Genomic DNA, 17,147 nt, shown 5'->3' with positions numbered 1-17,147 from the left:
CACTCCTTCGTACTGTGCCGACCGGCGCTACCGGCGCCCACCTGCGTTCCGTATACGGAACGTTCTGTTTGTGGAACGATAGACCTCTCGGAGGCGGGGATCAACCGGCCCCGGACGAGAAGGGGCACCATGGACCTGGCCGCCGAAGCGGGCCTGCGCGTACGGGAGTTGCGCGAGGCGCGGGGCATGTCGCTGTCCGAGCTGGCGCGCCGGTCCGGGGTCGGCAAGGGGACGCTGTCCGAGCTGGAGAGCGGGCGGCGCAATCCGACCCTGGAGACGCTCTACGCCCTGACGACGGCGCTCAAGGTGCCCCTGAGCACCGCCCTGCAGGGCCTCCCGTCCCCCGCCGAGATCTCCGGCGAGGCCGTGGACGCCGTCCTCGTCGAGCGGTTCGAGGCCGATGACTCGGTGACGGAGACCTACCGCATCCGCATCCGCTCCGGGGCGACGCAGGAGTCCGCCGCCCACTCCCCCGGCACCACGGAGCACCTCGTCGTCCTCGCCGGCATCGCGCGCGTCGGCGGGCTCGGGGACCCCGTCCTGATCGGCCCTGGGCAGCACGGCAGTTGGGCCGCCGACGTCCCTCACGTGTACCAGGCACCGGAGGGGGCCGTGGAGGCCCTGCTGATCGTGCGCCACCCGCGGTGACCGCCCGCCCGGAGGAGGTTTTCCGGTGTCGAAAACGGGGGATTGTCCCGCGGGGTTCACTCTGTCCATCGATGGGGAGTTCGCGCGTGCCCGAAGGGTCCGCGCGCGGGGGGAGGCACCATGGAGACTGTCGCGGCCTTGACCGTGCCGGCCGACGGCGACGGGCGCGGGCGATGAGCGATCCGGTGCTCGTGGGGGAGGTCCTGGCGGGGCTTGCCCCGATGGCCGGGGGCATCCCGGACCAGCGGAAGCCCGGCACCGCCGCGTGCTCCGGGTGCGGCGCGCGCGCCGCCTGGCACCGAACGACGCACGGCCGGTGGATCCTCATGGAGCCCGGCGAGTGGCCGATCGGTTCCGTCCCGGCCGGAAGGCGCTGGCGCGTCGCCGGCGACGGCACGGCCGTCGACCTGGGTCACGCCCAGCCCTCCGACACCTGCCGGATCAGCCACTTCGACGTCTGTCCGGACCGGCCGGCCCCCACCGACTCCCTCGCCCTGCTGGCCCGTCGGCGCGACCACGCCCGCCGCGCCGCCCGCTGACCGGCCGCCGCCGTCCCGTCGGCGCGGGGTGGCTCACGTCGCGCCCGTGAGGCGGTTCGCCAGCGTCGACAGGGTGTAGGCACCGATGCCGAGGACGACCTCCAGGGCGTTCTGCCGGTCGTAGCCGTGCCGGAGGAACAGGTCCAGCTCGTCGTAGCTCACCGCGCCCGACGAGGCGAGCACCGCATGGGTGAACTGCCGTATGGCCTCCAGCCGTTCGGGCTCCTCGGCCGGGCCGAGGGCGGCCAGCTTCTTCTCGTGCAGCGCGATGCAGAGGTGGCACTGGTTGCGGGTGGCGACCGTGAGGATGACCGTCTCGCGCGCGTGCGGGTCCAGGGTCGTGGACTCGAAGAGCGCGCTCAGCTTGAGGAAGCCGTCGAGAGCGTGCGGGGACTCGGCCATCCGGGCGACCGCCTGCGGAAGGTGACCCCATGCGGCGATCACGGACTCCATGGCGGGGCGGGCTGCGGCGGGGGCGGTCTCCAGGGTGTGGTCGGTGAACAAGGCGACTCCTGAGGCAGAGAGGGCGGGAGTAGAATCGACAACATGGTTGACCATGACGAGGAGAGAAACGTAAACCAGGTTGTCGAAGAGGGCAAGGGAGTTCCGGGGTTCGAGCTGCCCCTCCTCCTCTTCGCCGGCTTCCGCACGCTCATCGACCGCCTCCACGCCGAGCTGGCCCGCCAGGGCCACCCCGGCCTCCGCCCGGCGTACGGCTTCGCCCTGCAGGCCGTCGGCGCCCACGGAGCGACCGCCAGCGAGATCGGGCGGCGGCTCGGCGTCTCCAAACAGGCGGCGGGCAAGACCGTCGACCGGCTCGTCGACCTCGGCTACGCCCAGCGCACCGACGACCCCGCCGACGCCCGCCGCAAGCTCGTCCGGCTCACCCCGCGCGGCTTCGACGCCCTCGCCCGCTCGGCCGCGGTCTTCGACCGGCTGCGCACGGAATGGACCGACACCCTCGGCCCCGAGCGCGTACGGGACATGGAGACCGCCCTGCGGACCGTCGTACCGACGGAGACGGCGTACCGCCTCGATGCCACGAGCTGGCTCGGCGGCTCCTGACCGGGGACGCGCCACAGGGCACCCCGCAGGAGGTGCCCTGACGACCCCGGCAAGACACCCCCTACGCCGGACCCCTCCCGTACATCGCCGCGATCGACTGCGCCACGGCGTCACCGTTCCCGTCGCGGCCCGTCTCGTTCGCCCACAGGAACCAGGGGAACGTCTGGTGATGCAGGGTCACCTGGGACGGCTCCAGCAGGCCGCCCGTCCCCCGGTCCGTCCCGTCGCACGCCGTCGACGCGCCCGTCGCCGCGTACAGGTCGACGAAGCGGGCCTTGTGCTGCTTCGCCTTCGCCGCCATCAGCGTGTTCAGACGGGCCTGGACCGAGCCGTCGAGCAGCGGCCAGGCCGCCTCCGGGATGTCCGCCAACGGCCCGCCCGCCGCGCCCGTCAGTACTTTTTGGGGCTCGGTCCGCCTCCGGGCGCTCTGTGCGACTGTCGACGGTCGATCGTGCTCGCCCGCTCGTACCTCGCGGCCTGCGCGCGTTCTCCCTTTCGACAGCCGCGCGCCCTTCGGCTCACGGCACCGCCCGCGGTCCTCCGGGACCAGCCGCGGATAGCCCACCAGCACGACGTCGGCCGCCGGGGACTCGCTGGAGATCTCCGAGAACAGCTTGTCCAGGTCCTTGCCGGTCTCCGTGAAGCGCGCCTCCAGCCAGGCGGCGCCCGCGCCCCGCGCGAAGTACGCGGCGCAGTCGCCCGCCGGGGACGAGGCGTCCACGGGCGCGCCCGGGTGCAGCGCGCCCTCCGTGCCGCGCAGCCGCGCCGAGCACTGCTCGAGCACCTGCCCGACCCCCGCCGTCGCGGCGCCGAGCCCGACCACGACCAGCCGCGTCTCCTTCGTCAGGGCCCGCTTCTGGGGAACGGCCGCCAACCCGCCACCGAGGTCCTGCTCCTCCCAGACATGGTTCAGCCGCGCGCCCGCGCAGGACACGTCCGCCGTGATGTCGAGCAGGATCGACTGGTCGGCGAGCTGGTCCTCGATCACATCGGGCAGGTTCTCCCGGGCCCGTACGCACAGCAGCGCGCCGTCCTCGACGGGCGCGATGCCGTAGCTCCCGATCGACTCGTCCCCCAGGAAGACCGTCGGCACCCGCTCGGCGAGTCCCGGCGCCACCGCCCCCGACCCTCCGGGCCCCGGCACCCCCGGCCCGGGAGCCGCCGCACCTCCCCCCGCCGCCGCCACCAGCAACGCCACCGCCGCGCCCACCGCGCTCCTCAGCCCCATGCCCGCATTGAAGCGCCCCGGCCGGACCGACTCACCGCGCCGGGCCCCCGCCTCACCCGGAGGAGCGATACGACCGGAATCAAACCCTTGCTTCGAGCGCACTCCAACGCCTTGGCTGTACGTCCATGAAGTACACGCAGCTCGGACGCACCGGACTCAAGGTCAGCCGACTCGTCCTCGGCACGATGAACTTCGGCCCGCAGACCGACGAGGCCGACAGCCACGCGATCATGGACGCCGCGCTCGACGCGGGCATCAACTACGTCGACACCGCCAACGTCTACGGCTGGGGTGAGAACAAGGGCCGCACCGAGGAGATCATCGGGAGCTGGTTCGACCAGGGCGGCGGCCGCCGCGACCGGACCGTCCTCGCCACCAAGGTGTACGGCAACATGGCCGCCGACGGAGAGGTGTGGCCCAACCACGACCGGCTCTCCGCCGTGAACATCCGCCGCGCCGTCGAGGCCAGCCTCAGGCGGCTGCGGACCGACCACATCGACGTCTACCAGTTCCACCACATCGACCGCCGGACCCCCTTCGAGGAGATCTGGCAGGCCGTCGACGTGCTCGTCCAGCAGGGCAAGATCCTCTACGCCGGCTCCTCCAACTTCCCCGGCTACAAGATCGCCCAGGCCAACGAGGCCGCGGCCCGGCGCGGCACGCTCGGACTCGTCAGCGAGCAGTGCCTGTACAACCTCGCCGAGCGGCGCGCCGAGATGGAGGTCATCCCGGCCGCGCAGGAGTACGGCCTCGGGGTCATCCCCTGGTCGCCGCTGCACGGCGGTCTGCTCGGCGGCGTCCTCAAGAAGGAGAGCGAGGGCAGGCGGCGCGCCTCCGGGCGGTCTGCGGACGCGCTGGCCAGCACCTCCGTACGCGCGCAGGTGCAGGCGTACGAGGATCTGCTCGACAAGCACGGGATCGAGCCCGGCGAGGCGGCCCTGGCCTGGCTGCTCACCCGCCCCGGGGTGACCGGGCCGATCGTCGGCCCGCGCACGGCCGAGCAGCTCGGCAGCGCGCTGCGGGCCGTGGAGCTGGAGCTGTCGGAGGAGGTACTGGCCGGTCTCGACGAGATCTTCCCGGGGCCGGGGCCGTCCCCCGAGGCCTTCGCCTGGTGATCGGGCGCACGGGCCCCGCGCGGTGAGTCGCGGGCGTCCGTCGGGGGCGGCCGTGGCGGGCGTCCTCACGTGCGGCCGTGGCGTGCGGCCGGGTGCCTCACACGACGGACGCCACCGCGATGATCGCGAACATCAGGACAAGTACGCCGGCCATGATCCGGTTACGGGTTTTGGGGTCCACCCTTCGAGGTTAACCCGCGCCGCCCAGCGGCCAGGCGCCGACCGTCTCGTACGGCGGCCGTTCTCCCGGGACTCCGCCGCCCGGGAGGCGGCTGCGGACGAGGGCCAGCTCGGTGACCTGCCAGCGGCTGCCCTCGAAGGGGGCGAGCGCCGCGACGAACGGGCGCAGGTCCGTGTCCACGCGGGCGCGGGCGATCGTCAGATGGGCCTGGTAGCGGCGGTGCTCGTCCATCGCCACGCCCGCCCGGCGGGCGGCGGCGTCGGCGCGCTCGGCGAGCAGCCGGAGCTGGTCGAGGCCTCCCGCGGCCCCGACCCACAGGGCGCGCCGGCCGAAGCGGCCGCCGCCGTGGAGGCGGAGGGGGAAGGGCGCGGTGCGGTGGGCGGCGCGGGCGAGGCGGTCGTGGAGGTCGGGGAGCAGCTCCTCGTCGACCTCGCCCATGAAGGCGAGCGTGAAGTGCCAGCCGGGCCGGAAGGTCCAGCGCAGGTCGTCGGCGCCGGGCAGCCGGGTCAGGCGGTCGACCTCCCCGGCGAGTTCGTCGGCCTCTCTCCCGGGCGGCAGTACGGCAGCGAAGAGCCTCATGGGAGAAGTCTGGCAGTGGCGGGGGCGGGACGTCGCGACCCCGGCGGGGCCGGCCGGGCGCCCCTGTAACCTCGGCCCGATGGAGATCATCATCAGGAAGGGCGGGGCGGACGACATCCCCGCGATACTCGGGATGCTCGACAGCGCGGTCGCCTGGCTGAACGGCAAGGGGATCACCGACCAGTGGGGCACCGAGCCGTGGTCGGCGCGGCCGAAGGCGGTGCGCCAGGTCGAGGAGACCGTGATCGAGGGCAGCCCGTGGATCGCCGAGATCGACGGGGTCCCGGCGGGCACGCTCACGCTGACCCCGCATCCCGGCCCGCACGTCCCGCGGGTGGAGGAGCCGGAGCTGTACGTCCGGCTGCTGACGATCGACGGCCGCTTCCACGGCCGCGGCGTGGGCGCGGCGCTCCTGGCGCACGCGGCGGAGGAGACGCGCCGCCAGGGCCTGTCGCTGCTGCGGGTCGACTGCTTCGCGGGCAGCGGGGGCCGGCTGGTGGCGTACTACGAGGGCCAGGGCTTCACCCCGACGGACACGTTCACGGTCGGTGACTGGCGGGGGCAGATCCTGGAACGCCGGTTCTAAGGGGGTCCCCAGGCGGTGGGCCCGGGGCGCGGAGGGGGTTCCTCCGTGCCGCCGGGTCGCAGGATCCGCCCTAGGCCGCCGTGGCGAGCCGCTCGCGGCTCTCGCGGGCCACGAAGCGGACCTGCGGGTGGCCGTGGTGCCAGGCGAACGCCATCCGCAGGCCCCCGACCTTCGCGAGGACCAGGCCGATGACTCCGGCCGCCGTCAGGCTGACCAGGCCGCCGGTGGCGAAGCCGACGCGGGCGCCGTAGGTGTCGGTGATCCAGCCGAGCAGCGGGGCCCCGATGGGGGTGCCGCCGACGAAGACCATCAGGTAGAGGCTCATCACCCGGCCCCGCATGACGGGGTCGGTGGCCATCTGGACGGCCGAGTTCGCGGTGACGTTGATGGTCAGGCCGACCATGCCGATCGGGACGAGCAGCAGCGCGAAGAGCCAGAAGGAGGGCGAGAGGGCGGCCGCGATCTCCAGGAGCCCGAAGGCCACCGCCGCGACGACCACCATCCTGAGCCGTGAGCTGCCGCGCCGGGCGGCGAGCAGGGCGCCCGCGAGGGAGCCGGCCGCCATCAGCGTGTTGAGGAAGCCGTACGTCCCCGCGCCCACGTGGTAGACGTCGTCGGCGAAGGCGGTCAGCCAGATCGGGAAGTTGAAGCCGAAGGTGCCGACGAAGCCCACGAGGACGATCGGCCACATCAGGTCCGGCCGCCCGGCGACGTATCGCAGCCCTTCGCGCAGCTGTCCCTTGCCGCGGGGGACGCGCTCGACCTTGTGGAACTCGCTCGGGCGCATCAGCAGCAGGCCGGTGAGCGGGCCGAGGAAGAAGAGTCCGTTGAGCAGGAACGACCAGCCGCTGCCGACGGTGGCGATGAGCACACCGGCGACGGCGGGGCCGATCAGCCGGGCGGACTGGAAGTTGGCGGAGTTCAGCGAGACGGCGTTGCGCAGCTGGTCCGGGCCGACCATCTCGGAGACGAAGGACTGCCGGGTCGGGTTGTCGACGACGGTGACCATGCCGAGCAGGAAGGCGACGAGGTAGACGTGCCAGACCTGCACGTGGCCGGAGAGGGTCAGGGCGGCGAGCGCGAGTCCGCAGAGGCCGAGGGCGGCCTGGCTGAAGAGGAGGATGAGCCGCTTCGAGTACCGGTCGGCGATGACGCCGCCGTACAGGCCGAAGAGCAGCATCGGCAGGAACTGCAGCGCCGTGGTGATGCCGACGGCGGCGGCGGAGCCGGTGAGGCTGAGCACCAGCCAGTCCTGGGTGATCCGGGCCATCCACGTGCCGGTGTTGGAGACGATGGCGCCGGTGAAGAAGAGCCGGTAGTTCCGGATCCTGAGGGAGGAGAACGTCCCGCGGCCTCCGCGCGCGACGCGGTCGCCGTCGCGGTCGACGCTCTTGACGCCGTCGCGGGCGATGCTGTCGCGGTCACGGTCGACGCTCTCGACGCCGTCACGGTCGCGGTCGTCGCCGGCAGTGGGGCCGGCGGGGTTCCGGGGCCCCCGGGGGGTATCGGTGTGGGTGGGGTGGACGGGTGCGGAGTCTGCTCCGGGTCCCGTACTCAAAGCGCGTCGCCTCCTCGGCGTCGGTGGTGGGCGGTCGGGCGACTACCCCCGGGGAAGGGGCGTCATGTGGGCGAGCTTCTCCAGCACGGGGGCGGCGGCGCGCAGCCGGGCCCACTCGTCCTCGTCCAGGCCCTCGGCGAGGGTGGCCAGCCAGGCGTTCCGCTTGCGGCGGGACTCCTCGAGCATGGCCTCGGCCCGCTCGGTCTGGCTGACGACCTTCTGCCGACGGTCGTCGGGGTGCGGCTCGAGCCTGACCAGACCCTTGGCTTCGAGCAGCGCGACGATCCTGGTCATCGACGGCGGCTGGACGTGTTCCTTGCGGGCCAGCTCGCCGGGGGTGGCGGAGCCGCAGAGCGAGAGCGTGCCGAGCACCGACATCTCGGTCGGGCTCAGCGACTCGTCGACGCGCTGGTGCTTGAGGCGTCGGCTCAGCCGCATGACGGAGGAGCGGAGCGCGTTCACGGCCGCGACGTCGTCTGCGGTGCCGTGGGACAGGTCAGGCATGTTCTTTAGACTAACTCATTACCCTGGCTAAGTACCAATGGGAATGCCGAGTCTCACATTGCTCACCCGAACGAGTGAGATGCATCCGGAAAGTGACGCAGTGGGCCCGTCCGTGCCGCGACCCTGGCGGGCATGGGATCGACAGTGCTCAGCCTGCGCATCGACGGTGAGCTGCTCGACCGGCTCAAGGGGCATGCGGCCAAACGCGGAATGAGCGTCCAGGACTATGTGGTCCGGACGCTCATTCGCGACGACTTCGACGAGCGGTTCCAGACCGCCGTCGACGAGACGGAGAAGTTCTACGGGGTCACGCGGCCCACCTGAGGCCGCCACCGCCTGCGACCCGCGTCCCCGCGAGCCGCAGGGCGCCGGGGCCGCCGACGGTCACGTGAGGCCGAGCGCCGGCATCGCGTAGTAGAAGACGAAGACCGCCGACACGACGTACATCGCCACCGGGACCTCGCGGCCCCGACCGGCCGCGAGACGCAGCACGCTGAAGGCGATGAAGCCGATGCCGATGCCGTTCGTGATGGAGTACGTGAACGGCATCATCACCATGGCCAGGAACGCCGGGACGGCGATCGTGAAGTCGCTCCAGTCGATCTCCTTGACCGACCCGGCGAGGATCAGGAAGCCGACCGCGAGCAGCGCCGGCGTGGCCGCCTGGGACGGGACCATCGTCGCCAGCGGCGTGAGGAACAGCGCCACCGAGAACAGTCCGCCGGTGACCACCGACGCGAGACCCGTCCGGGCGCCCTCGCCGACACCGGCCGTGGACTCCACGAAGCAGGTGGTGGCGGAGGACGAGGTGGCGCCGCCGGAGGCGACCGCCAGGCCGTCCACGAGCAGCACCTTGTTGATGCCGGGGAAGTTGCCGTCCTCGTCCATCAGCTTGGCCTCGTCGCCGACGCCGAGGATGGTGCCCATGGCGTCGAAGAAGCAGGAGAGCAGGACGGTGAAGACGAAGAGGACGCCGGTCAGCATGCCGACCTTGTCGAAACCGCCGAAGAGGCTCACCTGGCCGACCAGACCGAAGTCGGGCGAGGCGACCGGGTTCCCGGGCCACGTCGGGGTGGTGAGGCCCCAGGACGGGACGGTGGCCACGGCGTTGATCACCATCGCGACGAGCGTCATGACGACGATGGAGATCAGGATGGCGCCGGGGACCTTGCGGATGATCAGCGCGAGGGTCAGCAGCGTGCCGAGGACGAAGACCAGCACCGGCCAGCCCGTGAGGTGACCGTCGCCGCCGAGCTGGAGCGGGACGGTGGTGTGGGCGGCGTCGGGGATGCGGGAGACGAAGCCCGCGTCGACGAGGCCGATCAGCATGATGAAGAGGCCGATGCCGATCGCGATGCCCTTGCGCAGACCCACCGGGACCGCGTTCATCACGCGCTCGCGCAGACCGGTCGCCACCAGCAGCATCACGACGATGCCGGCGAGGACGACCATGCCCATGGCGTCGGGCCAGGACATCCGGGGCGCGAGCTGGAGGGCGACGACCGTGTTGACGCCGAGACCGGCGGCGAGGGCGATCGGGACGTTGCCGATGACGCCCATGAGCAGGGTCGACAGGGCGGCCGTGAGGACGGTCGCGGTGACGAGCTGGCCGCCGTCGAGCTGGTGCCCGTACATGTCCTTGGCGCTGCCGAGGATGATCGGGTTCAGCACGATGATGTAGGCCATCGCGAAGAAGGTGGCCAAGCCGCCACGGATCTCGCGGGCGACGGTCGAGCCGCGCTCGGAGATCTTGAAGTAGCGGTCGAGGCCGGAGCGGGGACCCCGAGGGGTGCCGGGCTCGGGGGCGCCGGCCTGGGCGGCGGCCGTGGTGCTCATGGGGTTCCTCTACGGGGGCGATTTGGCGGTTCATACGAGAGAAACCCGCCAGAGGCAAACCGTTTCAGTATGAACACATGAGCGAGACACCGTCCATCTCCGCGCGTAGAACCTTGGGGCGGAACGGCGGAGCGGCCGAGGCACCGGCCCCGACGGGCCTCACACGGCCGCCGCCTAGACTGGCGGCATGGCGAAGTGGATCCCCAAGCACGAGGCACCCGACCCCCTGGAGGGGCCGGTCGTCGCCACCATCACCGGCGGCACGATCCTGTGGTTCGTCCTCTTCCTGGTGCAGGTCCCCTTCTACGGCTGGTTCGACGACCGGGACGCCGCCTGGTGGGTGTGGACCTGCCTGGCCGGCGCGGGGCTCGGCCTGATCGGCATCTGGTACGTCCGCAAGCGCGACGCGGCGATCAAGCGCTCGGAGGCGGCGGAGGCGGCGGCCGCCACAGGCGACCGACCGGACGAGCCGTAACCCGCAGCGGCCGACGCGTAGTACCCGTAACCCGCAGAGGCCGGCCCCGTAGTACCCCGGGACCATTCCCCTCCTCCCCCGGTCTGATCTTCGGTCGCCTCGACGGGTGAACGACCCCTTCCGGTCGTAACGTCGAAAACATGACTCAGCGGGCGAAGATCGATACGGACGGCGTCGAGAACACGGCGACCGAGCCACCCGTCGTCCACCGCATCGCCGGACTGACCTCCGCCGAGGTCGCCGAACGCGTCGCCCGCGGCGAGGTCAACGACGTACCCGTCCGCTCCAGCCGCTCCACCGCCGACATCGTCCGCGGCAACGTCTTCACCCGCTTCAACGCGATCATCGGCGTGCTGTGGGTGATCATGCTCTTCGTCGCGCCGATCCAGGACAGCCTCTTCGGCTTCGTGATCATCGCCAACACGGGCATCGGCATCATCCAGGAGCTGCGCGCCAAGAAGACCCTCGACGGGCTCGCCGTCATCGGCGAGGCGAAACCCACCGTCCGGCGCGACGGTGTCACCGGCGCCGTCTCCACCTCCGCGATCGTCCTGGGCGACCTGATCGAACTCGGGCCCGGCGACAAGGTCGTCGTCGACGGGGAGGTCGCGGAGGCCGACAGCCTGGAGATCGACGAGTCCCTGCTGACCGGCGAGGCCGACCCGGTCGTGAAGAAGCCGGGCGACCCGGTGATGTCCGGCTCGTTCGTCGTCGCGGGCGGCGGCGCGTTCACCGCCACCAAGGTGGGGCGCGAGGCGTACGCCGCCCAGCTCGCCGAGGAGGCGTCCCGCTTCACCCTCGTCCACTCCGAGCTGCGCTCCGGGATCTCCACCATCCTCAAGTACGTGACCTGGATGATGGTCCCGACCGCGATCGGGCTCGTCATCAGCCAGCTCGTCGTCAAGGACACCAACGTCAAGGACTCCGTCGCCCGGACCGTCGGCGGCATCGTCCCGATGATCCCCGAGGGGCTCGTCCTGCTCACCTCCGTCGCCTTCGCGATCGGGGTGATCCGGCTCGGCCGCAAGCAGTGCCTCGTGCAGGAACTGCCCGCCATCGAGGGCCTCGCCCGCGTCGACGTCGTCTGCCTCGACAAGACCGGCACCCTCACCGAGGGCGGCATGGACGTCACCGAGCTGCGCCCGCTGGGCGGCGCCGACGAGACGTACGTACGGAAGGTCCTCGGCGCCTTCGGCGAGTCCGACCCGCGCCCGAACGCCTCCCTCCAGGCCGTCATCGACGCCTATCCGGACACCGAGGAGTGGCGCTGCACCCAGGCGCTGCCCTTCTCCTCCGCCCGCAAGTACAGCGGAGCCGCCTTCAGCGAGGGCGACGGCGAGCACTCCGCCTGGCTGCTCGGGGCGCCCGACGTGCTCCTGCCGGCCGAGGACCCGGTGCTCGCCGACATCGACCGGCTCAACGAAGAGGGGCTGCGCGTCCTGCTCCTGGCGCGCACGGCCCGGGAGCTCGACGGACCCGACGTCGCCCGCGAGGCCCGGCCCACCGCCCTGGTCGTCCTCGAACAGCGGCTGCGGCCCGACGCGGCCGAGACCCTCGCCTACTTCGCCGACCAGGACGTCGCCGCCAAGGTCATCTCCGGCGACAACGCGGTCTCCGTCGGCGCCGTCGCCGGAAAACTCGGCCTGCCCGGCGCCGCGCACACCGTCGACGCCCGCCGGCTGCCCGCCGAGCGCGAGGAGATGGCGAAGGCCCTCGACGAGGGCGCCGTCTTCGGCCGGGTCACGCCGCAGCAGAAACGGGACATGGTCGGCGCCCTCCAGTCACACGGACACACGGTCGCCATGACCGGCGACGGCGTCAACGACGTCCTCGCGCTCAAGGACGCCGACATCGGCGTCTCCATGGGCGCGGGCTCGGAGGCGACCCGGGCCGTCGCCCAGATCGTGCTCCTGAACAACTCCTTCGCCACCCTGCCGTCGGTGGTGGCCGAGGGCCGCCGCGTCATCGGCAACATCACGCGCGTGGCGACCCTCTTCCTGACGAAGACCGTCTACTCCGTCCTCCTCGCCATCCTGGTCGTCTGCTCCCAGGTCGAGTACCCCTTCCTGCCGCGGCACCTGACCCTCCTGTCCACCCTCACCATCGGCGTCCCGGCCTTCTTCCTCGCCCTCGCCCCCAACAAGGAGCGCGCCAAGCCACACTTCGTGAAACGGGTGATGCGGTACGCGATCCCGGCCGGCATCATCGCGGCGGCGGCCACCTTCACGACGTACCTCCTCGCCCGCTCCCACTACTCCGGCCCGAACGCCCTGGACGCCGAGACGAGCGCCGCGACCCTGACCCTCTTCCTGGTCTCCATGTGGGTTCTCGCGATCATCGCCCGCCCCTACACCTGGTGGCGCCTCTGCCTGGTCGCCACGATGGGCGGCGGCTTCCTCCTGGTCCTCGTCATCCCCTGGCTCCAGGACTTCTTCGCCCTGAAACTCGTGGGCGTGACGATGCCGTGGACAGCGGTCGCGGTGGCGGCGACCGGCGCGGCGGTCCTGGAGTTCGCATGGCGCTGGGTGGACCGCAAGTTCCCGGCCTAGCCGGCTGGACCGCACGTTCCCGGCCTGGCGCCGGGGCTGTCGACGAACGAACACAAGGTCACCGACTCGCCCCGCCGGACGCGGGGCGCACAAAAGGAAAACGGGGGGTGCACGAGGTGCGCAGAGCGGGACGTTTCGGGCCGGTGGGCGGGGGGCTGGTCGCGGTGGGGGCGGTGGTCCTCGCGGCGGCGGGCTTCTGGTTCTTCGTCGCCCACTCCATGTCCGAGCAGATCGCGCCCAGCCGGGTGGGGATGCGGATCGACGGCGGCGAGGTCACCGTCAGGGCCGCCCAGTGCCCCCACGAGCGGGTGCTGCGGGTCGAGGTCCGGGACGACGCGTCCGAACGGCTCGTCTGGAACGCCGAGGGCCCGCGGACCGCACAGGGCCGCGGCGGACTGCTGGCCCTGTGGAAGGCGGACGACTACGAGAAGCCCGCCGCCGGACCGCGGCCCGCTGAGCTGCCCCGGCGACTCGACGTGCTCGTCGACTACTCCGACGGCGGCATCGGCGCCGTCTTCGACACCGCGGCCGTCCAGGCCGCCCGGATGCCCGCCGGGTCCTACTGGACCCCCGACGGCGTCCGCACGGCCCAGGAACTCGACCGCCTCGTCCCGTGCGACGGCGCGACGGCCGCCTCGCCGTAACGGCGACGAGGGGACGGGGGTGCACAAGGGGGGCGGGGGCCCCACGAGGGGGCGGGGGTCCACCACGCGGCGTTCCGGCCGCGCGCCGGGCAGAGGGGAAGCCCCCGGCGCGGCGCGCGGCCCGGAAGGCTCAGTCGAACCAGCGGTCCCGCGCCAGCTCCGCCGTGCGCGAGGGGTCCTCCAGGAGGGCCGCCACCTCGAAGCGGCGGGGCCACTGGCCCGCCGCCCAGGCGAGACCCGCGGCGACGCCCTCCAGGGTCGCGGCGTGGATGACGCCGTCCGGGGTGCGGCGCCAGTCCAGCTCCACGCCTCCGGCCAGCAGCTCCTCGTGCTCGACGTACGACTCCGGGGTCGCCGGACCGAGAAGGGCGTGCACCGACGGCGGGACGTCGTGCTCCTCGCCGACCGAGGTGACCTCCGCCTCCACCGTCTCACTCAGCCGCCGGACCTGGAACAGCTCCGCCAGGTCCGCCGCCCGCGACGGCGAGACCGGCAGCAGCGGCAGCTCCCCGACCAGCGGCAGCAGGTCGGGCGCGTCGGCGACCAGGGCCTCCGCCGCGTCCACCACCACCAGTTCGCCGTCCACCACCGCACGCAGCTCGTCCGGAAGCGTCACCTGGTCGGGGTCCAGGTCGGCGAGCGCCGTGTACAGCGCGTGCAGCTGCTCGCCCGTCACCTCCCGCTCCGGATCCGCCAGCCGCGCCAGCAGCTCCGCCGCACCGCCCGGCTCGTCCAGGAGCGCGGCGACCGACGTCCGGACCCCCAGCGCCCGCAGGACCTGCTCGTCGTCGAAGCCCGTCGCGTCGGCGGAGTCGTACAGGCCGGCGAGCAGCGGATCGGTGCCCGCCGCCCGCAGCCCGGCCGGCCGTCGGCCGTCCAGGACGGGGTGGTCGCGCAGCCACCACGCCGTGTACGACCGGACCGTCTCCGTCGTCCCGTCCGGCAGCAGCACCCGTACGGGCTGGGTGAGCGCGTCCCGCAGCGGCGGGCGCGCGAGCAGCGTCAGCGCCCGGGGCCACGCGTCGTCGTCGACCAGGTCGAGATCCCGTACGGCGACGATCTCGGTCGCCACCGGCGGCACCGGGGACTCCGGAAGCCGGTCCAGGACGTCCTCGCACCACACGTCGACCGCGTCCAGCAGCCCGGCGTCGTCCGGCTCCGCGAAATCGCCCTCGCGCGGCTCCAGTTCGTCCGGGTCCAGCACCAGGTCGGTGGCGCGGACCAGCGTGAAGTTCGCCAGCACCCCGCAGGCGGCCAGCGGCTGTTCGCCCCAGCGTTCCGCCAGCTCCGGGTCGCACAGGGCCAGTTCGTCCTCCCGCATCACCGCGGCGAACGGACTGCCCGGCAGCACCAGTTCACCGGCGGGCGACGGCTCCCCGTCCTCGTCCGGCAGCACCAGCGCGCCCAGCCACGGCTCGTCACCGGGCTCCAGCTCCGCGTCCCTGACCAGCGCGAGGACGGTCTCCGCCAACTCCTCCGCGTCCAGGGCGTCCTCGTCCCAGATCTCCCCGGCGTCCAGGGACGCGGCGACCGCCGCCCTGACCTGCGGGGTCGTCAGAATCGCCCGCGGCGTCGCGGGCAGGGCCCCCAGCTTCTCCAGAAGCGGGTGCGCCGCCTCCGGATGGGCCACCTTCAGGCCGAGCCGGGTGAGGTCGGCGGGCGTGCCGTCCTGCGGCAGCAGGACGTGCCGGGGCCCGATCGTCGTACGCGTCCGGCCCGCCGCCGCCCCCTCCGACTCGTCCTCCGGGTCACCGCCGAACGGCCCTCGACCGCCGAACGGCTCCCCGCCGCCCGATGCTCCCGCCAGCGGGACCGGGAGGCCGGTCAGCCGGTCCGGGTCCACGCCCGCGAGGGAGTCGTACAGCCGCCACCACCACGACGGCGCCCTGTCCACCCCCGCCAGCCGGTCGATCGCCTCGGTCAGCGGCACCCGGCCGACCCCGAGGGTCCGCAGCTCGGGCCGCCGCTCCAGACCGGCCGGCAGCAGCGCCGGGAAGACCTCCGCGAGCACGGCGACCGTCTCCGCCCCCGCGCCCTCCACGACCTCGGCCTCCAGCGGCCGCAGCGCGGGCAGCTCCTCCGTGGGCGCCGCGGGCGCCAGGAACGCCACGCGCGGCAGCCGCCGCAGGATCGCCGCCCGCAGCTCCCCGTCGAGGGCGCCCTTGCCGAGCGGCCCCGGCACGAGGTCGATCGCGGCGACCGTCACCGGCCGCCATGCGGCGAGGAGTTCGGCGTACGCGTCCGCCGCCCGCTCGACCAGGAAGTCGGTGAGCGGCCCGGGCGCCGGGTGGCGGCGGGCGGTGTCCAGCGGCAGCGACGCGATCAGCAGGGCGGGCAGGCCGAGCGGTTCGTCGGTGGGCGTCGGCGCGTGGACCACGGGCGCGGTACGGGGGAACCTCGGCGCCCCTTCCGCGTCCACCGGGACCGCCCAGGTCACCGACCAGTGCGGACGCAGCCGTTCCTCGACCGGCCGGCCCTTGAGGAGGGCGGGCTCCAGCGGCCCGCCGTGGCCGACGGTCCGCCAGCGACGGGTCTCCCCGGCGGCGCTGTCCTCGATGTGGACGTACCCCTCGTGCTCGGAACGCGTGAGCACCCGTACCCCCTCGGGGGTCTCCACGACGATCTCGGCGAGGCCGGGCAGGGTGAGGAGCAGGGCGTCGTCGATGGAGCCGAGGAGCCGCTCGGCGAGGTCGACGGCGGCGGAGTCGCGCAGCGGGAGCACGACGACGGTGTCGTAGCCGTCGGGCGCGGTGCCCTCGGCGGGCAGCGGGAGGCGCAACAGCGGCACATGGCCGTCGCGGCGGCGCAGTTCGTCCCCGAGGCCCGGGCTGTGCCGGGCGGCGTCGGCGGCCAGCTCGCGGGCCTCGGCGAGGGACCAGCGGACTCCGCCGTGACGGCCCAGGACGGCGGGTTCGTCGCTGACGGCGAGGACGGCAGCGAAGCCGACGCCGAAACGGCCGACGGCGGCGGTGTCGTTCTCCCGCTTGGCGGAGGCGCGCAGCGTCGACAGGGACTCGACACCGGTCGCGTCGAGCGGGGCGCCGGTGTTGGCGGCGGCCAGGAGCGCGGGGGCGTCGGGGCCGGCGGGGTGCAGGGTGAGCCGGAGGCGGCCGGTGACTCCGGCACGGCCGGCGGCGTCGGCGGCGTTCTGGGCGAGTTCGACGACGAGCCGGTCGCGGTAGCCGCCGAGGGCGAGGTCCTCCTCGGCGTTGGCGTCCTCCCGGAACCGGGCGGGCCCGGCCCCCCAGGCATCGAGCACGCCCCGCCGCAGCCGGGCGGTGCCGAAGGGGTCGGCTCCGTCGGTCGTCGTCCTGACGCTGACGCTCACGTCTGACTCCACTCTGCGGGGCGGGATGAAAGGGATGGGGCAGGGGCCCGAAGGTACCGCGCCCCACCCCCCTTCCACGCCCACGGGTCACCCCGTCGCGCCACACCCGGTACTCCCCCCACCGCCCGCCCGCGCAGGCCACGGGCCGCCGCCGCGCCCGTATGCGGCCGGCCGGCGCGTGCCCGGACGGCTCCACGGCCCGGAACGCCCGAGCCGTGCCCGTATGCGGCCGGCTGCGTACGGGACGACGTGGACCGCGCCCGCCTTCACCTCCGGCCCGGCACCCTCGGCCCCACGGTCCGCACGGGGGCG

16 protein-coding genes are annotated in these 17,147 nt (G+C 73.2%); 9 read left to right on the top strand and 7 right to left on the bottom strand.

Going from position 1 to position 17,147, the window contains the following annotated elements:
• Positions 1-129 precede the first annotated feature (129 nt).
• Positions 130-648 (top strand): helix-turn-helix domain-containing protein, encoded by a 519-nt coding sequence (locus ACZ6RC_RS06305; RefSeq protein WP_469579665.1) that lies wholly within the window; start codon positions 130-132, stop codon positions 646-648.
• A 173-nt stretch (positions 649-821) separates the two neighbouring features.
• Positions 822-1,187: a DUF6083 domain-containing protein gene (locus tag ACZ6RC_RS06300; RefSeq protein WP_391143794.1), complete on the top strand. Its 366-nt coding sequence runs from the start codon at positions 822-824 to the stop codon at positions 1,185-1,187.
• Positions 1,188-1,220: 33 nt separating this feature from the next.
• Here ACZ6RC_RS06300 and ACZ6RC_RS06295 read toward each other — a convergent pair whose 3' ends face one another.
• Complete coding sequence (locus ACZ6RC_RS06295; RefSeq protein ID WP_391143791.1) at positions 1,221-1,745, bottom strand: carboxymuconolactone decarboxylase family protein; 525 nt, start codon at positions 1,743-1,745, stop codon at positions 1,221-1,223.
• On the opposite strand from ACZ6RC_RS06295, the gene ACZ6RC_RS06290 reads away from it, so the two are divergent.
• Entirely contained in the window at positions 1,734-2,252 is a 519-nt protein-coding gene (locus ACZ6RC_RS06290; protein WP_469579662.1) for a MarR family winged helix-turn-helix transcriptional regulator, read from the top strand. The two genes, ACZ6RC_RS06295 and ACZ6RC_RS06290, sit on opposite strands and share 12 nt — an antisense overlap.
• Positions 2,253-2,313: 61 nt before the next feature.
• Here the strand turns inward: ACZ6RC_RS06290 and ACZ6RC_RS06285 are convergent, their stop codons facing one another.
• Complete coding sequence (locus tag ACZ6RC_RS06285) at positions 2,314-3,480, bottom strand: SGNH/GDSL hydrolase family protein (RefSeq protein ID WP_469579660.1); 1,167 nt, start codon at positions 3,478-3,480, stop codon at positions 2,314-2,316.
• A 125-nt stretch (positions 3,481-3,605) separates the two neighbouring features.
• Between ACZ6RC_RS06285 and ACZ6RC_RS06280 the strand changes: the two genes are divergently transcribed.
• A complete protein-coding gene (locus tag ACZ6RC_RS06280; protein ID WP_469579659.1) occupies positions 3,606-4,595 on the top strand; it encodes an aldo/keto reductase in 990 nt (329 codons plus the stop codon).
• Between the two features lie 190 nt (positions 4,596-4,785).
• On the opposite strand, the gene thpR is transcribed toward ACZ6RC_RS06280, so the two are convergent.
• A complete protein-coding gene (gene thpR / locus ACZ6RC_RS06275) occupies positions 4,786-5,355 on the bottom strand; it encodes an RNA 2',3'-cyclic phosphodiesterase (RefSeq protein ID WP_469579657.1) in 570 nt (189 codons plus the stop codon).
• Positions 5,356-5,434: 79 nt separating this feature from the next.
• On the opposite strand from thpR, the gene ACZ6RC_RS06270 reads away from it, so the two are divergent.
• Positions 5,435-5,941 (top strand): GNAT family N-acetyltransferase, encoded by a 507-nt coding sequence (locus ACZ6RC_RS06270; RefSeq protein ID WP_469579655.1) that lies wholly within the window; start codon positions 5,435-5,437, stop codon positions 5,939-5,941.
• A gap of 70 nt (positions 5,942-6,011) precedes the next feature.
• On the opposite strand, the gene ACZ6RC_RS06265 is transcribed toward ACZ6RC_RS06270, so the two are convergent.
• Both ACZ6RC_RS06265 and ACZ6RC_RS06260 read right to left on the bottom strand, forming a co-directional pair.
• Positions 6,012-7,268: an MFS transporter gene (locus ACZ6RC_RS06265; RefSeq protein WP_469580752.1), complete on the bottom strand. Its 1,257-nt coding sequence runs from the start codon at positions 7,266-7,268 to the stop codon at positions 6,012-6,014.
• A gap of 273 nt (positions 7,269-7,541) precedes the next feature.
• Entirely contained in the window at positions 7,542-8,003 is a 462-nt protein-coding gene (locus ACZ6RC_RS06260; protein WP_391143774.1) for a MarR family winged helix-turn-helix transcriptional regulator, read from the bottom strand.
• Positions 8,004-8,135: 132 nt separating this feature from the next.
• Here ACZ6RC_RS06260 and ACZ6RC_RS06255 point away from each other — a divergent pair, with 132 nt between their 5' ends.
• Positions 8,136-8,327: a ribbon-helix-helix protein, CopG family gene (locus tag ACZ6RC_RS06255; RefSeq protein ID WP_356891598.1), complete on the top strand. Its 192-nt coding sequence runs from the start codon at positions 8,136-8,138 to the stop codon at positions 8,325-8,327.
• A gap of 60 nt (positions 8,328-8,387) precedes the next feature.
• On the opposite strand, the gene ACZ6RC_RS06250 is transcribed toward ACZ6RC_RS06255, so the two are convergent.
• A complete protein-coding gene (locus tag ACZ6RC_RS06250) occupies positions 8,388-9,839 on the bottom strand; it encodes an NCS2 family permease (RefSeq protein ID WP_469579652.1) in 1,452 nt (483 codons plus the stop codon).
• A gap of 187 nt (positions 9,840-10,026) precedes the next feature.
• On the opposite strand from ACZ6RC_RS06250, the gene ACZ6RC_RS06245 reads away from it, so the two are divergent.
• The 3 genes from ACZ6RC_RS06245 (at position 10,027) to ACZ6RC_RS06235 (ending at position 13,507) form a co-directional block, all read left to right on the top strand.
• Complete coding sequence (locus tag ACZ6RC_RS06245; RefSeq protein WP_469579649.1) at positions 10,027-10,314, top strand: DUF2530 domain-containing protein; 288 nt, start codon at positions 10,027-10,029, stop codon at positions 10,312-10,314.
• A 140-nt stretch (positions 10,315-10,454) separates the two neighbouring features.
• Entirely contained in the window at positions 10,455-12,863 is a 2,409-nt protein-coding gene (locus ACZ6RC_RS06240) for an HAD-IC family P-type ATPase (RefSeq protein ID WP_469579647.1), read from the top strand.
• 107 nt (positions 12,864-12,970) lie between these two features.
• The gene (locus tag ACZ6RC_RS06235; RefSeq protein WP_469579645.1) at positions 12,971-13,507 is read left to right on the top strand and encodes a hypothetical protein; all 537 of its coding nucleotides are present in this window, start codon (positions 12,971-12,973) and stop codon (positions 13,505-13,507) included.
• A 130-nt stretch (positions 13,508-13,637) separates the two neighbouring features.
• Here ACZ6RC_RS06235 and ACZ6RC_RS06230 read toward each other — a convergent pair whose 3' ends face one another.
• Entirely contained in the window at positions 13,638-16,847 is a 3,210-nt protein-coding gene (locus ACZ6RC_RS06230) for a sacsin N-terminal ATP-binding-like domain-containing protein (protein ID WP_469579643.1), read from the bottom strand.
• Positions 16,848-17,147 lie beyond the last annotated feature (300 nt).

The organism is Streptomyces sp. NPDC048353 (assembly GCF_055587165.1).
The sequence above is the reverse complement of the archived record's forward strand: the minus strand, read 5'-3'. Positions and strand labels throughout refer to the sequence as shown.

Bases quoted from the DNA above. Each gene is read 5' to 3' on its own strand.
- ACZ6RC_RS06305 (WP_469579665.1), top strand. From the start codon at position 130: ATGGACCTGGCCGCCGAAGCGGGCCTGCGCGTACGGGAGTTGCGCGAG.
- ACZ6RC_RS06300 (WP_391143794.1), top strand. From the start codon at position 822: ATGAGCGATCCGGTGCTCGTGGGGGAGGTCCTGGCGGGGCTTGCCCCG.
- ACZ6RC_RS06290 (WP_469579662.1), top strand. From the start codon at position 1,734: ATGGTTGACCATGACGAGGAGAGAAACGTAAACCAGGTTGTCGAAGAG.
- ACZ6RC_RS06295 (WP_391143791.1), bottom strand. From the start codon at position 1,745: ATGGTCAACCATGTTGTCGATTCTACTCCCGCCCTCTCTGCCTCAGGA.
- ACZ6RC_RS06285 (WP_469579660.1), bottom strand. From the start codon at position 3,480: ATGGGGCTGAGGAGCGCGGTGGGCGCGGCGGTGGCGTTGCTGGTGGCG.
- ACZ6RC_RS06280 (WP_469579659.1), top strand. From the start codon at position 3,606: ATGAAGTACACGCAGCTCGGACGCACCGGACTCAAGGTCAGCCGACTC.
- thpR (WP_469579657.1), bottom strand. From the start codon at position 5,355: ATGAGGCTCTTCGCTGCCGTACTGCCGCCCGGGAGAGAGGCCGACGAA.
- ACZ6RC_RS06270 (WP_469579655.1), top strand. From the start codon at position 5,435: ATGGAGATCATCATCAGGAAGGGCGGGGCGGACGACATCCCCGCGATA.
- ACZ6RC_RS06260 (WP_391143774.1), bottom strand. From the start codon at position 8,003: ATGCCTGACCTGTCCCACGGCACCGCAGACGACGTCGCGGCCGTGAAC.
- ACZ6RC_RS06255 (WP_356891598.1), top strand. From the start codon at position 8,136: ATGGGATCGACAGTGCTCAGCCTGCGCATCGACGGTGAGCTGCTCGAC.
- ACZ6RC_RS06250 (WP_469579652.1), bottom strand. From the start codon at position 9,839: ATGAGCACCACGGCCGCCGCCCAGGCCGGCGCCCCCGAGCCCGGCACC.
- ACZ6RC_RS06245 (WP_469579649.1), top strand. From the start codon at position 10,027: ATGGCGAAGTGGATCCCCAAGCACGAGGCACCCGACCCCCTGGAGGGG.
- ACZ6RC_RS06240 (WP_469579647.1), top strand. From the start codon at position 10,455: ATGACTCAGCGGGCGAAGATCGATACGGACGGCGTCGAGAACACGGCG.